The organism is Yaniella sp. (assembly GCF_030453185.1).
Taxonomy (GTDB): domain Bacteria; phylum Actinomycetota; class Actinomycetes; order Actinomycetales; family Micrococcaceae; genus Yaniella.
On record NZ_JAKDKW010000027.1, the window covers coordinates 1 to 20,223 of the forward strand.

Consider the following 20,223-nt stretch of genomic DNA (forward strand, 5'->3'; position numbering starts at 1 on the left):
ACCACCACGACGATTGCGTCCACCGCGACCACCACGGCCGCCGCGTCCACCGCCGCCCTGGTTGTTCTGGTTCTGCTGGTTGTCGTTATCATCCTGCGGGGCACGAACTTGACCGCGGATTGCGTCGCCCTTGCGCAGGCCAAAACGCTTGACCATGGCCATGGAAACATAGACGTCATTTGGACCGGGCAGGTAGCCGGAGGTCCGAACAAAAGCGTAGTTATCTAGCACATCGAGTATGCCCGAAACTGGCAGCAACGCTTCATCATCGGATACATCTTGCTGGTCATCATGATCCTGATCGTGATCACGACGGCGATCGCGAGAGCGGTTGCGGTCCCGTTGACGCTGACGGCGCTGGTTCCGTTGATCATCGTCACGACGGCGGCGGTTACCATCACGGTTATCGTCACCCGAGTCGTCGGAGTTATCCTGCTGCTGATCACGCTTGTCGTGCTGATCATGCTGTTCTTTACGGTTGCGACCTTGATCACGGCGCTGTTGGTTACGCGTACGTTGACCGCGGCCGCCCTGATGCTCATCGGAGTCATCAGCGTCGTGTTGTTTCGACTGCTGCTGATCATCACGCGAGGTGTCTTGCTGTGACTTCTTTTCGTCGCGCGACGGCTGTTGCTGGTCGCGTGACGATTTGTTGTCGTTCGATCCGTTTTGACGGGAAGACTTGTTGTCGCGGGACTGCTGATTGCGGTTCTTGGACGTATTGTCCTTGCCCTGCTGATCCTGCGAATCTTGCTGAATATTCTTGCTCTCAGCGGGAGCTTCTTTGGCGCTGGCCTGCTCAGCAGGCTGCTCGGCATCTTTGGTCTTTGCGGCATTACCGCGAGACTTCCGCTCTTTAGCAGCGGCTGCTTTGGCTTCTTCCACTGCTTGGCGGGCAGTATCACTGCCACCGCGCTGGTGGTCGGCGATAACTTCCACAAGCTGCGCTTTGCGCATACGTGAAGTACCGGTGATGCCAAGCTGGGACGCCAGGGTCTGTAGTTGGGCTATTTTGAGGCCGCCCAGACCAGCAGACCCGTTATCGGTTGGGGTCTGTAATGTGTCTTGTTCAGTCACGAAGGTTCCTTCCCCCTCGTCGGTACGGGCATAGATACCCGCAAATTTGATAACAAACTCGACTGCGACTGTCAGAATGACGAGTTGTTGAGTGATTTGCAATATAGGCAACACCGTATGTTGCACACGGATGTGTCAACACTGGTGTTCGTACTGTGAGATAACCTGACATCTAGGATGATGGGCTACCAAATGCTCTCCGCAGAATTGCGGTAAAGACCAGGCCGAATACGAGGGAAACATATCTTCCGATACAGTCAATCGTTCTCGTTATGGCCGGAATATCTCCATCGTAGCACCTTCAGTGTCGACTGGCAGAATCCTGACATCCCAGTGTTGCGAAGATTTCGCTGCGCGCTGTTCTAGCTGCTGCACGACGACGTCGGTTTCATACGAATCCGCTGCGAATACACACAGCGTTGGTCCGGCCCCCGAGACTACCGCAGCATGTCCTTGCGCACGAAGCGCCGTCATATGCGCCAGCGTTTCTGGCATCGAGGGTTGCCGGTATTGCTGATGCAACCAGTCCTCTGTGGCAGCAAACAACAGTTTAGGGTCACGAGTCATCGCGGGGGCTAGCAGAGCGGCACGGGCTGCGTTTGCCACGGCCTCGGTATATGGGACCGTTGCTGGTAGTAGGGTGCGTGCTGCGGCGGTCGATAATGGCTTCGCAGGAATCGCGACCACCGGGGTGATATCGGTGTGCGGGTCCATCCTGATGGCCCGGTAAATATCCCCCGAGGCATCATCTTGCTTCCAGGAAAACGTCAGGCCACCGTAGACGGCCGGGGCGACGTTATCCGGATGTCCCTCGGCTTCCGATGCCCACTGTAAAAGGTTATCGTCAGTGATTGCAGCGTCCTGTGGCAACAGTGCTTTAACCGCCATAGCTGCTGCCATGTGGGCCGCTGCTGAGGAGCCCAGACCCCGAGAGTGCGGAATCCTGTTGATAGCTTTCAACTTCAGGCCTGGCAGGTGCCAGCCCAAGTGCTCTAACCGCAGGCGAATCTGAGCGATAATCAAATGTCGTGCATCGGTGGGCAGATAGTTCTGACCTTCACCTTCAATTTCAGCGGTGAAACCAGCTTCGGTAGTACGAATTTCCAATTCGTCGTACAAACCAAAGGCTATACCGGCGGAGTCGAATCCTGGTCCAAGATTGGCCGACGTCGCCGGCACCTTAATATTGGCGATGATGCCTGCGGGTACTCGGTTGGCGGGAGGTGTGGTGGCGGGTGATGCCAAAATTAATTACCTTCTACCCGCATGACGGACAGTACTTCACGTACGTCATCCAACGCCTCGGTAGCCTTGAGCGTCTTGGCCAGCTCAGACTCTTTGGCTCGGTGAGTAACGAAGGCCAAGAGCGCGGTCTTGTCATCTTCCGCCGATGCTTCGTCGAGGGTCTGGTTCATCGACTTAATGGAGACCTGGTGTTCGGCGAATGTACCGGCTACCTTAGCGAGCACACCTGATGCATCGTCTGCACGGATGACGACCATGTAGCGTGTGATGGATTCACCAATATCGAGTGCTTGCAGTTCACGGCGTGCAGTGTGGGTGCGTCCGGGCCCACCACGCAATTGGCGCTTGGCGATCGACATGACGTCACCCATGACAGCAGAGGCGGTCGGCGCGCCACCGGCGCCTGGACCGTAGAACATAAGTTCTTGAGCATTTTCCGCTTCGACGAATACTGCGTTATATGCTCCGCGAACACTCGCCAGCGGGTGTTCACGCGGTAACAACGTTGGATGAACACGCAGTACGACGCCGTTCGGATCGTCGAGTTCTTCGGCAATAGCTAACAGTTTGATCACGTAACCGGCAGCTGCTGCGACTTTGTGATCCGTTTCGGAAACGTCACCAATGCCCTGGGTGTACACTTCGTCCAACGAAAATGGGGCGTGAAAAGCCAGGTGCGCGAGAATCGCAATCTTCGCCGCAGCGTCGTCGCCATCGACATCAGCAGTGGGGTCGGACTCTGCGAAGCCAAGGCGCTGCGCTTCAGCCAAGGCATCGTTGAAGTAGGCCCCTGTGGAGTCCATCTGATCAAGAATGTAGTTGGTGGTGCCGTTAACAATGCCCATGATCCGGGTGACCTTATCGCCAGAAAGTGAATCACGCAGCGGACGAAGAATTGGGATACCTCCGGCTACGGAAGCTTCAAACGAGAGCTGCACTCCGGCATTGGCTGCCGCTTCATAAAGTTCATTACCGTGGGTAGCAAGGAGCGCCTTATTTCCAGTCACTACGCTGGAACCCTGCGCGATTGCCTGCAACACGAGTTCACGGGTGGGCTCGACACCGCCCATGAGTTCGACCACGATATCTGCGCCGTCCAGTACTTCGTCGGCGTCATCACTGTAGTACTCGTGAGGTAGTTGATAGTCCCTGGTGGCCTGAGGGTTGCGTACCAGAATCCCTGTGAGTTGGAGTTCTGCACCGAGGCGTTCGGTGAGTGATTCGGCGTCTTCGGTAAGAATTCGAGCGACCTGTGATCCAACAGTTCCACCGCCCAACAGCGCGATCTTCAGTGCTGGGGTATCAGATGCAATCGTCATGGTCCTCCGAGTAGAACGTTGAAAGTTAGAACTTAGGTCGCCGTGTGGTTATTGTAGTCCAGTCAGTATGACAGCGTCACAAATCGACCTCGCGTGCAAACAAATCTGCATAGGTCTCACGCCGAATGATTTCCCGAGCTGCACCATCTTTGACCGCGACGATCGCTGGCCGGGTCAGCATGTTGTAATTGGAACTCATCGCGTGTCCATATGCGCCGGTGGCCGGAACCACAACCAAGTCGCCGTGATCGGTGTCCTCGGGCAAATACACAGTGTTGACGACGATATCGCCAGACTCGCAGTGCTTGCCCACCACCCGGGAGAACACCGGGTCAACATCGCTGACGCGATTTGCCAACACCGCGGTGTAGTCGGCGTCATAGAGCACCGGGCGAGGATTATCTGACATGCCGCCGTCGACGGCTACATAGCGACGTGGATAGTGTTCGCCACCATGTTCAACCCATACGGTTTTGGTGGTGCCAACGGTGTAAATTGTCATGCCCGCTGGGCCGGCAATCGAGCGCCCGGGCTCAATAGAGATGCGTGGGCAATCCACGCCCAGGCGGGCGGTTTCTGCGTCAATATGTCGGGCAAGATTCGTGGCAATGACTTCCGGACCGTCTGGGTCATCGGCCTCTGTGTAAGCGATACCGTAACCACCACCGATATCCAGCTCTGCCACTTGGATACTCTCGGCGTCGAGGACGGCGATAAATTCCAGCATGCGGGTCGCGGCTGTCTCGAAGCCCTGCGAATCAAAGATCTGGCTGCCAATGTGCGAGTGTAATCCGACCAGGTGAATATGTTTGGTTGCAGCAGCAAAGTGCACCGCTTGATACGCCACTGAGGTCTCTTCACCCGGTGCTGGCGTCATCGACAACCCAAATTTTTGATCCTCGTGAGCGGTGGCGATATGTTCGTGCGTCGAGGCATCGACGCCGGGGGTCAATCGCAGCATCACGTTGGCGCGCAGCTGGAGTTGTTCAGCCAACTGCTCCACGCGGTGCAGCTCGGACAACGAGTCCACCACGATGCGCCCAATATTTTTACTAATAGCGGTCTGGAGTTCGTCATCAGATTTGTTGTTGCCGTGCAAACCGATCTTGGCGGGGTCGGTTCCGGCTCGTAGAGCAATGGCCAGTTCACCGCCCGAGGCCGTATCCATAAACAGGCCTTCTTCTTTAACCCATTGGGCAACTTGCACTGTTAAGAGAGCCTTGGAGGCGTAAAAGACGTCCACTCCCCCACACAGCGGCGCAAATGCGGTGTTGAAGGCATCAACATACTGTCGCGCCCGGGAACGGAAGTCGTTTTCGTCCATGACCCACAGTGGACTGCCGAATCGTTCGACGAGTTCGGTTACACCGAGACCTTGGACGGTCACTTCGCCACCGTTCCGGGCGACGCCGGCAGAGAAGATCTTGGGGTCAAGTGCGGCGGTGTCTTGCGGGCGGGAAAGCCATTGCGGCGCGAGCGGTGAATCCATTACATCTTCTCCGGTGCCGAAACTCCCAGCAGCCCCAGGCCATTTGCCAGCACCTGGGTGGTGGCATCGTTGAGCCAACGGCGGGAGTAATTGACGGTTTGTGGTTCAGGTTTGGCGCCATCATGCTCGGGTGCTGGCACGATGCGGGCGGCGGCGTACCAGGCGTGATAGGCGGCTGCGATTGATTCCAGGTGACGTGCCAATCGATGCGGTTGACGCAATTTGGCCGCACTACCAACAATGGACGGGAACTGTGCCAACTTGGACAGTAATTCCTCTTCTGTTGGATGGTTCAACGCCGAAGCATCAAACGTGGCGGGATCGCGCACCACACCCTGAGCATCGGCGGTGCGTGCCGCTGAACAGGAACGAGCGTGAGCGTACTGAACATAGAACACGGGATTGTCGTTGGTCTGCGCACGCAATAATTCGGGATCAATTTCAATCGGTGAATCATTCGGATAGCGGGCCAAGGAGTAGCGCAGCGCATCAACACCAAGCCACTCGATGAGGTCTTTGAGTTCGATGATATTGCCCGCGCGCTTTGACAGCTTGGCGCCGTCGACCGAGATTAACTGCCCGATCAGAATTTCGATATTGACGTCCATGTCGTCACCGGCGCACGCTGCCAAAGCACGAAGTCGATTCACATATCCGTGATGGTCTGCTCCCAGCAGGTAAATTTTTTGATCGAATCCGCGATCTTTCTTTGACAGGTAGTAGGCCGCATCGCCCGCGAAATAGGTTGGCTTGTCATCGGCTTTGATCAGCACCCGGTCTTTGTCATCTCCAAAGTCAGTGGTGCGTAGCCAGAACGCGCCTTCCTCTTCGAAAGTGTGGCCTTGCGCTTTGAGACGTTCGAGTGCATCTTCAACGGCACCATTAGCGTGCAGCTCAGCCTCTGAGAACCACACGTCAAAGTGGACTTGGAACGCGTTTAGGGTGTGTTTAATTTCGTCGAGTTGTAGTTCATAGGCCCGGGTCCGCAAGCGGGGCAGGACCTCTTCAAACGGCTGATCTTTAATGTCGGGGTCTTCAGCCAGGATGGCATCGGCGATCTCGAAGATGTACTGACCGGGGTAACCACCTTCGGGGACCTCTTCACCGTGCATCCGCGACCATACCGAGGACGCGAAAACATCCAGCTGCGCGCCGTAATCATTGATGTAATACTCGTTGGTGACCTTCGCGCCAGAGGCACGGAGAAGCCGACCAATCGCATCGCCGAGGGCAGCCCACCGGGTGTGACCGATATGCAAGGGGCCGGTTGGATTAGCTGAGACAAACTCCACATTGACGATGTCGCCTGCAGCCTGGTCATTGTGGCCGAATACGTCACCGGCTTCCACGATGGTGCGTGCCAACTCGCCAGCTGCCGCAGCGTCAAGAACAATGTTGATGAAACCCGGGCCGGCGACCTCGACTTTGGCAACGCCGTCCAGTGCCTGCAGTTTCGGCGCCAAGATTTCTGCGAATTGCCGTGGGTTCATGCCGGCACGTTTGCCAAGCTGCATGGCAATATTGGTTGCCCAGTCACCGTGATCGCGCGACTTTGGTCGGTCGACTCTGGGGGCTTCCGGCACCGCATCAGCCGGCAAGTCAATTTCACCAGCTTCTATTGCGGAATGCAGCGTGTGGGCAATAGCTTCAGAAAGTTTTTCGGGATTCACGTGTCCAAGTTTAGCCATCGTGTTCTGGCTCGGCACCTTTAATGCGGTGTTTCCTCTTATTGATTACCCGACAAGACCTCATATTTCGTCATGGCTGGTATTTGCGGTAAGGTGTTCAGGGTCCGCTTGTACTGCAGTTGCGCAGTTCAGGACCCCCGCCTCCGTAGCTCAGGGGATAGAGCGTCTGCCTCCGGAGCAGAAGGCCACAGGTTCGATTCCTGTCGGGGGCACCACTTTCTTTCCGCAGCCTCAACCTGGTGTTGACTAGCCGCTTTTGTTTCTCCTCAAGCCTTGTGACAGCTGTCCTCCTACTGCATACTTGAAATATCAACTCATGCACTCATTAAGATCTTTGGACGGCAAAACCGAATGCGCAGGAAAATGCACCCACGTGAGGGGCAAGCACAGTTCAATCCAGATGACGAACTGTCGATTGGATTAGACATCATGCGACGCAGAGAAGCTGCGAACCTTCCCAGAACTGATCTGGCACATAAGCTCGGCATTTCTGAACGAACGCTCTTTCGTTGGGAAATGGAAGGCACGGTGATGAAGAATCGTGATCGCACCGTGGATGCCCTGGCATCGATGATCTACACCCCGGGTGGAAAACCCGCTTCGTTGACAATAACGCGCAAAGAATTACGGCGAGCGTCATCAGTGGACCTTGCATCTGAATTGCAAGATCGGGCACGCATCATGGATAACTACACTCGGCTGGTTGAAGACCTCAAAAACAGGCTGCGCGAAGATGGGCTGGAACACTACATTCCTCCGGGCCTCTAACTCAAGACCCAACCGGATTCTTGAGTTAGAGGATCACCAAGGCGCGACGTCTTCCTAATTGGCCCGCGTTTTATTCATCCCAGATTCGTTCGTCCACCAGCACAGGGGAATCTGCCGGCAATTCCGCGAGTTGCTGTACTTCTGCGTTGAAACGTAACGCATTACGGATTCGCTCACTGAGCACCTGGTCGAGGTCTTGAGCAGTTTCGCTGACATACTCACAACGAATCTCATCACGGTGTTCCCTCCGAGTAATGACAAAACGAAACGCGACCAATCCGTCGATGTCTTGCAAGGCACTTGTAGCCTGCCTCGGGTGCAAAAACATGCCGCGGACTTTGATAGCTTGTCCTGTTCGTCCAAGAATCCCCACTAGTCGCCTGCGACCTCGGTCATCGACCACTTGTTGTCCCTGCTCATCGGTGAGCCAGGCCGAAAGGTCTCCCGTGCCGAACCGAATCAGCGGTGCTTCCTTTCGGACCAACGTCACCACGACTTCCCCTTCCCCATGTCTGATGGGTTTTCCAGTGGCGATATCGCAAACCTGAACGTCGACGGCTTCTCCTTCGAGCATCCCGGCTTCAGCTCCGTTCTCGTAAGCAATGAGTCCGGCTTCGGCAGAACCATACGCCATACGCACCACAGGAACCCATTCTTCAAGTGTTCTACGTAAGTCGTCCGGTAGCGGTTCAGCGGTCACCAGTGCATAGCGGATCGGAAAGTCTACTGGTGTAGTCCCAGCTTGTCTTGCAACGTCGATCAACGCTTTGAGGTAGCTGGGAAGCCCCACATACCCGCGAACGCCAAGGTCCATACTTGCTTGCACTTGCAACTGCTGGTTACCAATACCGGCCGGCAGGACAGTGGCCCCTGCAGCAATAATCGCCGTATCGAACATCGCACCAGCCGGCGAGAGATGATAACCGAAGCAGTTCATCACCACGTCGCCGGGCTCTAGCCCTGCACTGTGTAGCGCTTCTGCCCATCGCCAGGGATCTTCCCCGGGTGGTTGCGCTTCATAAATAGGACCCGGGGACTGAAATATCCGCGGGGCAGCCCAGTTTCGACGACTGGATTGTCTGGCTTCGACAAGCTCATCCTTCGCCTGGACCGGCACAGCATCGAGCGCTCGGATATCATGAACTTCGGAAGGATCTAATCCGACTGCTTCCAACCGTGCCGCCAGCGACGGATCATCGTCAACGAGGTCACGCAGTATATCTGCGAGACGACCGTTGGTCTCTGCGCCAGATGCCGCCGACCTTCGGAATGTATTTCCCATGGCCTCCACCTTCTCTCAGAGCCAGCGCTTGCGGCGCTTATAGTGTTTGACGTCGCGATAACTTTTCTTACCCTCACCGCTGGTTGAAACGCCCAAGTAGAACTCCTTCACGTCGGGGTTCTCTGCTAAAGCTTCAGCAGAGTCCTCCAGCATGATCTTGCCTTGCTCCATGAGGTAACCGTGGTGAGCGACCCCAAGGGCAACCGTGGCGTTCTGCTCTACAACCAGTACGGTGAGCCCAGTCTCTGCGTTCAACCGAGCGATGGTTCCAAAAGTTTCCTCGACTAATTTGGGGGCTAAACCCAACGAGGGCTCGTCGAGCATAAGCAGCTTTGGCCGAGCCATTAATGCCCGGCCGATAGCCAGCATCTGCTGCTCACCTCCGGAAAGGAAGCCTGCAACGCGCGTTCGCAGGTCGGCAAGTCGAGGAAAGAACTCATATACGAAATCAAACAGCTCACCGGTATTGCGCTGGGTGTACGCTCCGGCTTGAAGATTCTCCGCGATTGTCAGGTGGGGGAAAACGTGACGGCCTTCCATACTCAGGCTCAAGCCACGTTTTACCCGTTCTGCTGCATCCACCTTGGTAATATCTTCACCGTCGAACAGGATCGACCCGGAGGAGACCTCTCCTTGTTCGCTAGGAAGCAGCCCAGAGGCCGCTTTCAGCGTCGTGGATTTTCCTGCTCCATTCGAACCAAGCAATGCAACGATTTTGCCCTGAGGAACGTTCAGAGACAGTCCTCGCAACACGAGGATGACATCGTCATAGATGACCTCAATATTGTTGATTGCAAGCAGACTCTGCGACTCGGGCGCTCCGGAATGTTGGGCTTCCGTCACCGATTCAGCGATCATGGCTCAACACCCGCTTCAACCTCAACGATTTCACCGTCTTCAACGACGTAGATACCAGAGAACACCGTTCCGCGGTGAGAATCTGGGCTGAATTCGACCGTGCCGTCACCGATCACTTCGCCGGTGTCGATTGGTCCTAAGGTCTCAAGTGACTCTCGAATATTGGCACCGGTCAAATCTTGATCCTGATCTAACGTGTGACGAATACCTTCTGCCATAATGTGCATGGCGTACCAACCCTGCACATAACTGACGACTTCATCCGGGTCTCCGCCTGATTCTTCGAGATAATCAACAATCTCAGCGTGACCGGGCTTTTCAGCCGACAACGGTGCGACTGGTTGGATCATCATGTGGCCTTCTGCTGCCTCCCCCGCCGAGGTTACGAGCAGTTCACTGGAACACCAGTTCAGACAGACAATCGTCTGGTCGCTGCCCTGGCTTTCAATATCGCGAGCCAACTGCGACGCCGGCGCAGCAACATCTTGGACAATGATGTATTCAGCATCACTGACTTGGTTCAACAAGCCGGTGAAGTTTGTGGTGCCTGAGGGAATCGGGTGGGACGAGTAGTCGATTTCTAGTCCCTGTTCTTCAACCCAGTCAGAGCCGTCCCCCACGGGTGAGGTGCCGAAAGGCGAGTCGTTGTGCAACACGGCTACTCGTGCTTCACCGTCGGTTTCCTGATCAATATGGTTGAGAGCAACTCTGATCTGGTCCGAATATGTCGGTGCAATGAGGAAGTTATACGGCGATTCTTCAACATCAGTGAGTTCTTCGGAGAAAGAACCTGAAATAAACGGCAACTCGTCATTGGCGACCCTGGTACGCAAGGCTTCAGTATCCCCGGTGCCCCAGCCCATCACCGCAACCACTTCGTCATTGACGTATCGACGGTATAGGTCTTCGGCCTGTGGGATCTCGTAAGCGTAGTCATTGACGTCGGCATCGATCGTGCGGCCGTTGATGCCACCGTTCTCATTGAGGTGGTCAACGTAGGCAACCATGCCCTCACTGTATGGAGCACCGACGTCGCCGGTGGCGCCCGATTGATCCATAATGCCGCCAATCCGGATAGGTTCATCTGAGTCAGCCGCGGTCCCGTCGTCACCACCGCAAGCGGTGAACAGCAAGGCTGCCGCTGTGAGTGCACCAAACATTCTTACGTTTCGTCTGTTGTTCATTGCTATTTCCTTCACTGAGTTGTGGTGATGGTAGAAATTTATGCTTGGGATGCAGTGCGTGCATCAATATCGGAATGGCCAGTACCTGAAGTACTCTTTGATCCGCTCCCATATCCTGTTGAGCCCCTTGGGCTCGAATATCAAGAACACGATGATCGTGAGACCAAAAATCGCATGTTCAAACGCCGGGAGCTGTTGGCGTAGCGCAGGTGCAACCCCGCCGAGTTCGTCAGCGGCCATGCGTGTCAAGACAGGCAAGAGGGTAATAAATGTTGCACCGTAGATCGACCCGGCTACAGATCCGAGGCCCCCGACGATGATCATCGCCAGATACTGAATCGATATATCGAGTGTGAACCGTTCCCAGGAGACGATTTCGGTGTAGTGGGCCATGAGGGCACCAGCAAGCCCGACGAAACCATTTGATACGCCGAAGGCGGTGATCTTGGCACGCGTCAGGTTCACACCGATCGCCGATGCAGCGATGTCTTGGTCACGGACCGCCATAAATGATCGGCCGACTCCCGTACGGAAGATATTGGTTGCGATAAACGCCGCAATAATCGTGATCACGAGCAGGATCATGTACCACTGTTGCTCAAAGTTGGCCCGAGTGATGCTAAAACCAAAGACCTCCAGTCGCATCACATCGACGAATCCTTGTCCTTCAGTTAAGAACTCCCAGCGACGGACGATGAAGATAATGACCATTTGGGATGCCAAGGTAGCAATGGCCAGATACAGCCCCTTCAGCCGAAGTGCCGGTAATCCGAATATCATCCCGACTGCCGCTGTCAGCAAGACAGCTCCAAGAATCGAAAAGAATACTGGCACGCCCATTCGGTCGGTGAGTATGGCTGAGGTGAATGCGCCGACCGCTAGGAAGCCACCTTGGCCCAGCGAGATCTGACCCGTAAAACCCACAAGAATATTGAGCCCGATGGCCCCGATCGACGCAATGAGCGCGGTGTTAAAAAGCGCCATCCAGTAGTTGTCAAACACCAATGGTATAAGGACCAGCACTATCGCAAGTATGATCATTCGCGTGATCTGCGGTGTCGTGTTCCATAACCGGAGCTCTGACTTGTATGAACGGTGGTATCGCCCTGTTTGTACAGCTGCCATGACCATCAAACCCTTTCGATTCGTTTCTCGCCGAAAATGCCGTATGGCCGAACCAATAAAATGAGCACCAGAACGATGTATGGCACTATTTCGGCGAGTCCAGGATCGAAGTACCCTGAAGTGAACTGCGTGATCAGACCGATGGTCAGCCCACCAACAATGGTGCCTGGAACAGAGTCCAGCCCGCCCAAAATCACGACCGGAAAGACCATCAGACCAAAGTTGACGATCCCCATTTCAACGGTTGTCAGATCCGCCAGCAGCACACCGGCGACCAATGCACTGACTGCTGCGAGCCCCCACGACATAGTGAATATGCGTCGAACCGAAATGCCAACTGTCATAGCTGCTTGTTCATCATCTGCGACCGACCGCATGGCGATACCATGCTTTGATTTTTGGAAAAAGAGGGTCAACAGCGTCAACACCACTGCTGCTACCGCAAGTACCCAGAGCCTGTTCGCGGGAACTGTCCCTTCAAGGACAGGAACCGCGGCTGTTGGAAACAGATTCGGCATCGACCGAGGTTGAGTCCCGAAAAACATCTGCACAATCGAACTCAAAACGGCTGCCAGCCCGATGGTGACCATAATGATGGAGATATGACTTTGTCCGACCATCGGTCGAAGGATCAGCCGTTCCACTAGGACACCGACGATGACAGCAACGACCACGCCGATGAGTAAGGCAACCACAACCGGTAGCTGAAATAGTACAAATGCCGCGTAAAAGGTATAAGCACCAATGAGTAAGAATTCACCTTGGGCAAAGTTGATCACACCGGTTGCTTTATAAATGAGGACGAACCCAAGAGCGGCTAACGCGAGGATGCCACCTTCTGACAGTCCATAAATGAGAAGCACAAGGAATTGGCTCATGGTCGTCCACTCCAGACTTTGCGTTGTTTTGTGCCGGCTGGAATCTTGAAAGTATCCAAGTCAAAAATTTCCAGCGGGATGGGACGTTCGGTAACCGAGCCATCTTGATAGGTGACAGTTGAGGTAAGTGTGACACTGTCGACGTCCGAACCAAGCGCTTCAATCACCGGCGCGTAGCGATCTTCGATAACATTTCGGCGTACCTTGCGTGTACGAGTAATCTCATCGTCATCGGGGTCGAACTGCTTGTGGAGCAGGACAAATCTTCCAATTTTGATGCCTTGGTTAAGATCCTCATTCGCTCTAGCAATCTCCATGGCGACGAGGTTGTACACCTCAGGTTTGGCTGCAAGATCTGCGTAGGTCGAATAGGACAGCCGTTCGTGTTCAGCCCAGGCGCCAACGGTGGTCGGATCGATGGTGATGATAGCGTTCAGCCCTTGTGTACCTGCATCAGCCTGTTCAGTTTGTTGGCCTGTACTTAGCAGGACGACTGCTTCTTCAATATAGGGGGAGAACTTGAGTTTGTTCTCGATATAGGCGTTGGAGTAGAGGCTGCCATCTGGTGCGGTCCGCACATCCTTCAGCCGGTCAATGACAACAAGCTGTCCGTCGTCGTCGAGATATCCTGCGTCCCCGGTGTACAGCCAACCGTCTTCGGTAATGGTTTCCGCGGTTGCTTTGGCATTCTGGTAATAGCCTTTGAACACCGATGAAGAACGCAACAAAATCTCGGAATTATCTGCGAAAGCGATTTCGGTCTCTTCAATAGGGACCCCAACCGTGTCATATTTGACGGCTTCGTCGCGGTGTACTACTGCGATACCAGTGATCTCGGTTTGACCATAAATCTGCTTGAGGTTTACCCCGATGGCATGAAAGAACCGAAAGACGTCTGGGCCCAGTGGAGCACCGCCCGTATAACAGCGTTTCAAGCGGGTGAGTCCAAGTTGTTCGCGGACCGAACGTGTTGCTACGAAGTTTGCAAAAACGTTCAACACCTTGAGGCCGGGGCCGGGCTTCTGCCCCTGCAATTGCTTCGTCGCTACCCGATCTGAGATTTCATATCCCCATCCAAAGAGTGCGCGCTTTACAGGACCTGATTCGTCTATCCTGACTTGCACTTCTGTGAGCATCGATTCCCAAATACGCGGTGGTGCAAACATCAAGTCTGGTCCGATTTCGCGCATATCCGCTTTCTGCGTCGATGCATCTTCGGGGAAAGAAACGGTGAGCCCATGAGCCAATCCACATGCCACCGCAAGCATCTGTTCCCCGATCCACGCAAACGGGAGAAGCGAGACGTACCGATCCTTATTCGTAATTGGATCAGCGTCTGCCAAGTGCTCTGCCATCGACAGCAAATTTCTATGGGATAATTCTGCCAATTTGGGCTTTGACGTTGTCCCTGAAGTAGTACAAATAACAGCCGTGTCGGTAGGTCTGCCTGCAGTAATCTGTTCGTCTAACCATCCGGGATGTTTTTCGCCCCAAGTCCGACCGCTGTCTTCGATATCTGTAAACTCCACCAGGAGCTCATCGGTGTACTGCTCCAACCCGTGAGGGTCGTAGTAAATTACCTGCTCGATTCCAAGCGACGGATCCTCATCAACAAGTTTGAGCAATTTGTCAACTTGTTCCTGGTCCTCCGCCACGACAATCCGGCTATTAGCAGAGGCAATAATATGGTGGAGCTCTTGCCCGATTGAAGTCGGATAAATGCCAACAACCGACGCCCCTAATGACTGGGCGGCTAATTCCGAAATGAGCCATTCGGGCCGGTTGTCCCCCAGCACGGCAATAATCTCCCCGCGCTGTACGCCGATAGCGGCTAGACCATGAGCGAAGTCACGAACCCGCTCGTGGTAGTGCTCCCAACTCGTCGGCTGCCAGACCCCATACCGTTTTTCCTGCATGGCAATACTGTGGGGATGCGATCGCGCCAAATCCTGTAGGAGCTGAGGCATGGTCATATCAGCCTTGGACTTCACCCTGTCTTGCACATCTGACAAAGTAGTGCGCACTGTATCGTTCATCATTATTCACCCGCTCCCAGATACGCTTCAATCACTTTCGGGTTCTCCATCACTTCAGTTGGTGTCCCGTCACCGATCACTTTTCCAAAATCCAGCACTGTGACTCGATTCGAAATATCCATGACCACACTCATATCGTGTTCAATCAATACGACTGTGAGTCCCGCCAACTCGTGGATGTCGAGGATGTAACGGGCCATGTCTTCCTTTTCCTCGACATTCATGCCCGCCATTGGTTCGTCGAGTAAAAGCAGCGCTGGTTGCATGGCCAGGGCCCTGCCGAGTTCGACACGTTTTTGAATTCCGTACGCGAGCGCACCCACCGGCTGATTGCGATATTCTTGAAGTTTGAGCAAGTGAATGACTTCCTCAACAAGTTCTCGCTGACGAATTTCTTGGCGCTTGGCTGGACCAAACCAAAGCATGGCCATAAATGGGTCCTTCTTGGTATGGATATGCCTGCCGAGCATGATGTTGTCCAAGACCGACAGTTGGTCGAACAACTCAATATTCTGAAAGCTTCGAGCTACACCTAAGCGAGCGACCCTGTGGGGCGGTAATCGCGAAAGATCTTTAGCTTCGAGGTCCGCCGGTCTCCGATTTTCGGTGCTCTTCCCCTGTTTGCCCTGGCGGTGGAGCATAATCTGACCTGCGGTCGCTTTATATAAGCCAGACACACAGTTCAGCAGCGAAGACTTTCCTGCCCCGTTGGGACCGATGATGGAATGAATCGTTCCGGACTCGACGGTAAGGTTCACATCCGTCAAAGCCTTCACCCCTCCAAAGCGCAAGGACAAATCAGAGACCTGAAGCAAGGTCTCGCCTGGCGGAAGGGTGCTCCCACTGAGCGAATGCTGATATGCGCGTGTTCGCACGTGTTTCTCCTCCATAGTTGGCCACCTCTACAACCGAACCTCTGTGCATGTCGTTTTCATGTAGTGAAGCAAGTGTCGTAAATGTGGTGTAGATCACCATAAGATAGACAATAGACTTTCACTATGTAAAAATCAACAGCACGTATAGAAAAAGATTGTCAGTTTAGAGGAGGTAGAGATGCCAGAGCCCAGCGGAGGCTCCCGGGGTGGTCTGGGTACAGTTCGTAACGCAACAAAACTCTTGTCGTTCTTGGCTGAGGGACCAGCACTGCAGCATTTAACAGATCTTGCAGAACGCTCCGGGATGTCGGTCCCCACGGTGCATCGTCTGCTTCGCTCTTTGGTCCTTGCCGACTTTGCGATACAAGACCCAACTACATTGCGCTATGGATTAGGCCCCGAAATCAGTCGCTTGTCCACCCACTACCTCAGCAAACACCCGGTGTTGAATGCAGTCTCACCCTTTGTCGTTGCTTTAAGAGATCAGTTACAAGCAACGATCAGTACATCCATCCTCGTTGGCCACGAGCTCGTATGTCTCGATCAAGTCGATGCGGGAGATCAAGGACCATTTCGTTCACCTCCGGCCTCCACACCCGCACTACATTCCGCAGCGGGACGGTTGCTGGCCGCGAGGGCTGCGGACGATATATGGCAGCAGATATTGGAGAATACTCCTGCAGACCTTGCAGAGACGGCACGCGAAAGTAGACGGGAGTGGGCCAGCGTTGAGCACCTCTACTCGCCGTCGACTGACCTGCTCCGGTCGGCCGAAGTAGCTGTCCTCATTAGAGATGCTGACAATGCTGTGGTGGCAACACTGAGCGCAGATATAGCTTCCAATACATCGTCCCAGGACATTGGCACAGTGGTTGATGTCCTGACTCGCACCGCTGTCTCTTGCAAAGGAAATCTTCGTAATGGCTGAACAAACGTTTTCGAACCTCTCCGAGCAAATGCAGCAGATCTGGCAGCCAGCAGTGCAATCCCTGGACTGGCATCAGCCCCCCGATGTCTATTGGAAACCGTATCGGCAGGACCGCCTAGACGGCGACTGGTTTCCAGGGGCCACTCTTGACCCGTTGTGGAACCTTCTAGGGCGTCATCAGGAAACCGCCGCAGGCCGAATCGCCTTCCATTGGGAAGGTGAACCAGGTGATCGCCAAACCATGACCTATGGTGAACTTGAACGAGAAGTAGCCCTTATGACCAGTGTGCTGCGTGATTTTGGGGTCGAACCCGATGACAAGGTTGCCCTCTACACAGGCTGGTTGCCCGAGACCGTTGTAACGCTCTTGGCCTGCATCGGACTTGGAGCGCGCTGGAGCATCGTGCCCATTTCGGTTCACAGTGAAGCATTGGCTGAGCGCTTGACGTTAATTTCGCCAAAGGTGTTCGTGACCCAAGATGGGGCATGGAGACACGGTACTGTACTGCCACTCAAAAATCGTGCTGATGATGCATTGGCCGCCGCTGACAGTGTCGAACACACGATCGTGATCCGCCGCACTGGGATCAACGTTCCTTGGTTCACCGGGGATCATTGGTACCACACGATTATGTCGGGGCGCGCCAGCACATCATCCTGTTATGCACAGCAAGACCAGTCAGCCAGCACCACCATCAGCACCGTCAGGGATGCCGACAGCATTCTGTGCAATATGCAGGTGGCCACTTCCGATACCCAACCGGCACTGACAGAGCACACAACAGCCACCGTGCTCGTCAGAGCAGCCTCATTTCAACAAGCTGTTGCTACCGGTGGGCCACTGTGGTGTGCGGGCAATATCGCCTGGGTAGTCTCGAGTTGGAATGGGCTACTCGGACCTCTGCTCGCCGGGCAGGAAACCGTCCTTTACGAGGGCACTCTCGATGTCCCAAGCAGAAAACGCGGTTGGGAAATCATGCGTCGATACGGTGTCGAAACACTGGTCACGCCACCTTCGGTCATGCGCACAATTCGGTCCTGGACCCCGCAGACGCCCCCACCGAGCAGCGAATTATCACTTACTCGGGTTGTCACGGCAGGCGAAGCAGTTGAACCAGAGCTCCGAGCATGGATGGAAACCACGTTCGGCAAACTCGGTGCCGAAGTCTTGGACGCTTGGGGCCAGGTCATGATCGGGGGCATCGCACACGTGCAAGGTGGCACAACACAGCTGCCACATATCAGCCCGCGAGTTATTAATGACGCCGGGGACGAATGTCAGCTCTCGGGAACTGGTGAGTTGGTCCTGACACATCCTGTTCCTGGGATGGTTGTGAGCATCTTCGATATTGATAACGAATTGCCGCTCCCGAATTTCGACCGCCATGGGCCAAACACCTATTCGACGTCGGATATGGTGACCGTCAGCGGGGACTCTCTGATACATCACGGCAGGTCAGATTCGCTCGTCTCAATGTCCGGACAACTCATTTCACTCGATGCGGTACGTCGAGTGATGCTTGACCATCCATTCGTCCGCCGCGCAGAAGCCACCCTTTTGTTGGATTCAGCAGTCAAAAAGAATATTATCGCAGCCGTTGAGCTCCAGACTGACGAGGGAGCAACGTCAGAGGCCTCAAATGCTCTCCGACCCGGACCCGACTCAGGTGCACCGGCATTTGATACCAGGACATTCGACATCGCAAACGAGATCATCGACTCCATCCACAATGTGCTTGGCGGATTGGCTGCACCACGCACGATCCTATTCGTCGACAAACTCCCCAATAATGCTCGCACGGTCCTTGGAAACATGACCTCCGACCAGCTGCCATCTCAAGCCCATGCCTCCTACCTGACGTGGAATGAGCTCGTGGAACGCGCCACAAAATAACTGTACTCATGCAGCATACTCATGGCGTGACTCCCCTCAGACGCTGAGGGCGCTGGTCATACGACTTCGTTATCGCGGGTGCTACAACTTTGCATCAGCACTGGGGCCAAGAGCGCATGATTTCTGATCACCGTTGGTTTAGATTGTATGGCGAACCAACTGCCCATGTAAGGAACCAGATGACTACCACGTATCGCATTCAAAACCCGGCTACTGGTGAACTGCTTCAAAAGTTCCCATTCGCCACCGACGACAAGATCCAACAAGCGCTGACTGATTCTGCAACAGCCTATACCCGCTGGTCATCCATGAAGATGTCAGAGCGCGGTAAGATCCTGGAGAAACTGGCAGATCTTTTCGAGGAAAACGCCGTCGACTTAGCTGCGCAGGCGACCTTAGAGATGGGCAAGAACTCTCGAGAGGCCATTGGCGAAGTCAAATATTGCGCCCGGATTATTCGGTACTACGCTACCGAAGGCGAACGACTGACCGCCGATCAGGAACTGAAAAACATCGATGGCCAGACAGCCGTTCTACGTCGCAAATCCCTGGGTCCACTCTTGGGTATTATGCCGTGGAACTTCCCGTTCTACCAGGTCATCCGATTTGCCGCACCGAATCTCATGCTGGGCAACACCGTCCTGCTCAAACACGCTGAAATTTGTGCCGGCACCGCATTAACAATCCAGGAGTACATGCACAAGGCCGGCGTACTCGAAGGCGCCTACATCAATGTGTTTGCCACCCACGACCAAGCTTCCACAATTATTGCTGACCCCCGCATCCACGGTGTTTCATTGACCGGCTCGGAGCGTGCAGGATCGGCTGTGGGCGAGCAGGCCGGCCGCCACCTGAAGAAAGCCGTCTTGGAACTGGGTGGTTCAGATCCATACATTGTGTTGGATTCCACCGATGTCGCCACTTCGGCTCGTCGTGCACTATTCTCACGCCTGGCGAACTCCGGACAGACCTGCACGTCCAATAAACGCATGATCATCATGGACGATATCTATGATGAATTCGTTGCGGAGCTTACCAAACTTTCCGCGGAACTCACCCCGGGTGATCCAGCCGAAGCCAACCGGAACGAATACGCGCCGCTGTCGTCTGAGTCGGCTGCAACAGGGCTCATGCAACAAATCGACGAAGCCCGCAAGGCCGGTGCCAATGTCCTGGTCGGAGGTGAACGTCCCGACCTTCCCGGTTACTATGTGAAACCAACCGTGTTGACCGATATCCCGGAGTCCTCGAAAGCATTCTCCGAAGAACTCTTTGGGCCGGTCGTCATGGTCTATCGTGTGGCAACCGAAGATGAAGCCATTGAATTAGCCAACTCCTCGGTCTATGGTCTTGGCGGCTCAGTCTTTTCAACCGATGAAGCTCGTGCCCAGCAGGTCGCGGATCAGCTCGATGTCGGTATGGTCCACGTCAACGCCTTCAACGTCGGCGGTGAGGATCTGCCCTTTGGCGGGGTTAAGCGCTCAGGTTTTGGCCGCGAGCTCGGCCCGTTGGGCATGGATGAGTTCGTCAATAAACAACTCTTGACCCTTAACACTCCTCGCTAAGACACGGTATTT

Annotated in this window: 16 protein-coding genes and 1 tRNA gene; 5 read left to right on the forward strand and 12 right to left on the reverse strand. The window is 54.7% G+C overall.

Annotation, left to right across the window (positions count from 1 at the left end; translation table 11 throughout):
* The 5 genes from L0H14_RS05810 to argS form a co-directional block, all read right to left on the reverse strand.
* The coding region (locus L0H14_RS05810) for a Rho termination factor N-terminal domain-containing protein (RefSeq protein ID WP_301421484.1) at window positions 1–1,179 on the reverse strand (1,179 nt) is incomplete at its 3' end.
* Window positions 1,180–1,347: 168 nt separating this feature from the next.
* Complete coding sequence (thrB, locus tag L0H14_RS05815) at window positions 1,348–2,322, reverse strand: homoserine kinase (protein ID WP_301421485.1); 975 nt, start codon at window positions 2,320–2,322, stop codon at window positions 1,348–1,350.
* Window positions 2,323–2,324: 2 nt separating this feature from the next.
* A complete protein-coding gene (locus L0H14_RS05820) occupies window positions 2,325–3,641 on the reverse strand; it encodes a homoserine dehydrogenase (RefSeq protein ID WP_301417121.1) in 1,317 nt (438 codons plus the stop codon).
* 76 nt (window positions 3,642–3,717) lie between these two features.
* The gene (lysA, locus tag L0H14_RS05825) at window positions 3,718–5,130 is read right to left on the reverse strand and encodes a diaminopimelate decarboxylase (protein ID WP_301421486.1); all 1,413 of its coding nucleotides are present in this window, start codon (window positions 5,128–5,130) and stop codon (window positions 3,718–3,720) included.
* Entirely contained in the window at window positions 5,130–6,800 is a 1,671-nt protein-coding gene (argS, locus tag L0H14_RS05830; protein WP_301417125.1) for an arginine--tRNA ligase, read from the reverse strand. Before argS ends, lysA begins: the two co-directional genes overlap by 1 nt.
* Window positions 6,801–6,957: 157 nt before the next feature.
* Between argS and L0H14_RS05835 the strand changes: the two genes are divergently transcribed.
* Together L0H14_RS05835 and L0H14_RS05840 are read left to right on the forward strand one after the other, a co-directional pair.
* Window positions 6,958–7,033 (forward strand) — tRNA-Arg (locus L0H14_RS05835).
* Window positions 7,034–7,181: 148 nt separating this feature from the next.
* Window positions 7,182–7,586: a helix-turn-helix transcriptional regulator gene (locus L0H14_RS05840; protein WP_301417126.1), complete on the forward strand. Its 405-nt coding sequence runs from the start codon at window positions 7,182–7,184 to the stop codon at window positions 7,584–7,586.
* Window positions 7,587–7,656: 70 nt separating this feature from the next.
* Here L0H14_RS05840 and L0H14_RS05845 read toward each other — a convergent pair whose 3' ends face one another.
* The 7 genes from L0H14_RS05845 to L0H14_RS05875 all read right to left on the reverse strand — a co-directional run bounded on the left by L0H14_RS05845 (window position 7,657) and on the right by L0H14_RS05875 (window position 15,707).
* A complete protein-coding gene (locus L0H14_RS05845; protein WP_301417128.1) occupies window positions 7,657–8,868 on the reverse strand; it encodes a phenylacetate--CoA ligase family protein in 1,212 nt (403 codons plus the stop codon).
* 15 nt (window positions 8,869–8,883) lie between these two features.
* Entirely contained in the window at window positions 8,884–9,726 is an 843-nt protein-coding gene (locus L0H14_RS05850; protein WP_301417130.1) for an ABC transporter ATP-binding protein, read from the reverse strand.
* The gene (locus L0H14_RS05855) at window positions 9,723–10,910 is read right to left on the reverse strand and encodes an ABC transporter substrate-binding protein (RefSeq protein ID WP_301417132.1); all 1,188 of its coding nucleotides are present in this window, start codon (window positions 10,908–10,910) and stop codon (window positions 9,723–9,725) included. The genes L0H14_RS05850 and L0H14_RS05855 overlap by 4 nt, the downstream gene beginning before the upstream one ends.
* Before the next feature lie 63 nt (window positions 10,911–10,973).
* Window positions 10,974–11,894, reverse strand: a complete 921-nt coding sequence (locus tag L0H14_RS05860; RefSeq protein ID WP_301417134.1) for a branched-chain amino acid ABC transporter permease — start codon at window positions 11,892–11,894, stop codon at window positions 10,974–10,976.
* Window positions 11,895–12,040: 146 nt separating this feature from the next.
* Window positions 12,041–12,913, reverse strand: coding sequence for a branched-chain amino acid ABC transporter permease (locus L0H14_RS05865; RefSeq protein WP_301421487.1), 873 nt, complete (start codon window positions 12,911–12,913; stop codon window positions 12,041–12,043).
* Complete coding sequence (locus L0H14_RS05870) at window positions 12,910–14,952, reverse strand: AMP-binding protein (RefSeq protein ID WP_301417138.1); 2,043 nt, start codon at window positions 14,950–14,952, stop codon at window positions 12,910–12,912. The genes L0H14_RS05865 and L0H14_RS05870 overlap by 4 nt, the downstream gene beginning before the upstream one ends.
* Window positions 14,952–15,707: an ABC transporter ATP-binding protein gene (locus tag L0H14_RS05875; RefSeq protein WP_301421488.1), complete on the reverse strand. Its 756-nt coding sequence runs from the start codon at window positions 15,705–15,707 to the stop codon at window positions 14,952–14,954. Before L0H14_RS05875 ends, L0H14_RS05870 begins: the two co-directional genes overlap by 1 nt.
* A 295-nt stretch (window positions 15,708–16,002) precedes the next feature.
* Between L0H14_RS05875 and L0H14_RS05880 the strand changes: the two genes are divergently transcribed.
* The 3 genes from L0H14_RS05880 (at window position 16,003) to L0H14_RS05890 (ending at window position 20,211) form a co-directional block, all read left to right on the forward strand.
* Window positions 16,003–16,752 (forward strand): IclR family transcriptional regulator, encoded by a 750-nt coding sequence (locus tag L0H14_RS05880; RefSeq protein ID WP_301417142.1) that lies wholly within the window; start codon window positions 16,003–16,005, stop codon window positions 16,750–16,752.
* Window positions 16,745–18,646: an AMP-binding protein gene (locus L0H14_RS05885; RefSeq protein ID WP_301421489.1), complete on the forward strand. Its 1,902-nt coding sequence runs from the start codon at window positions 16,745–16,747 to the stop codon at window positions 18,644–18,646. Before L0H14_RS05880 ends, L0H14_RS05885 begins: the two co-directional genes overlap by 8 nt.
* A gap of 179 nt (window positions 18,647–18,825) precedes the next feature.
* Window positions 18,826–20,211, forward strand: coding sequence for an NAD-dependent succinate-semialdehyde dehydrogenase (locus L0H14_RS05890; RefSeq protein WP_301417147.1), 1,386 nt, complete (start codon window positions 18,826–18,828; stop codon window positions 20,209–20,211).
* Window positions 20,212–20,223 lie beyond the last annotated feature (12 nt).

Excerpts from the sequence above, each read along its gene's own strand:
- L0H14_RS05820 (WP_301417121.1), bottom strand. The coding sequence starts at position 3,641 with ATGACGATTGCATCTGATACCCCAGCACTGAAGATCGCGCTGTTGGGC.
- lysA (WP_301421486.1), bottom strand. The coding sequence starts at position 5,130 with ATGGATTCACCGCTCGCGCCGCAATGGCTTTCCCGCCCGCAAGACACC.
- L0H14_RS05840 (WP_301417126.1), top strand. The coding sequence starts at position 7,182 with ATGCACCCACGTGAGGGGCAAGCACAGTTCAATCCAGATGACGAACTG.
- L0H14_RS05845 (WP_301417128.1), bottom strand. The coding sequence starts at position 8,868 with ATGGGAAATACATTCCGAAGGTCGGCGGCATCTGGCGCAGAGACCAAC.
- L0H14_RS05850 (WP_301417130.1), bottom strand. The coding sequence starts at position 9,726 with ATGATCGCTGAATCGGTGACGGAAGCCCAACATTCCGGAGCGCCCGAG.
- L0H14_RS05855 (WP_301417132.1), bottom strand. The coding sequence starts at position 10,910 with ATGAACAACAGACGAAACGTAAGAATGTTTGGTGCACTCACAGCGGCA.
- L0H14_RS05860 (WP_301417134.1), bottom strand. The coding sequence starts at position 11,894 with ATGGCGCTTTTTAACACCGCGCTCATTGCGTCGATCGGGGCCATCGGG.
- L0H14_RS05865 (WP_301421487.1), bottom strand. The coding sequence starts at position 12,913 with ATGAGCCAATTCCTTGTGCTTCTCATTTATGGACTGTCAGAAGGTGGC.
- L0H14_RS05870 (WP_301417138.1), bottom strand. The coding sequence starts at position 14,952 with ATGATGAACGATACAGTGCGCACTACTTTGTCAGATGTGCAAGACAGG.
- L0H14_RS05880 (WP_301417142.1), top strand. The coding sequence starts at position 16,003 with ATGCCAGAGCCCAGCGGAGGCTCCCGGGGTGGTCTGGGTACAGTTCGT.
- L0H14_RS05885 (WP_301421489.1), top strand. The coding sequence starts at position 16,745 with ATGGCTGAACAAACGTTTTCGAACCTCTCCGAGCAAATGCAGCAGATC.
- L0H14_RS05890 (WP_301417147.1), top strand. The coding sequence starts at position 18,826 with ATGACTACCACGTATCGCATTCAAAACCCGGCTACTGGTGAACTGCTT.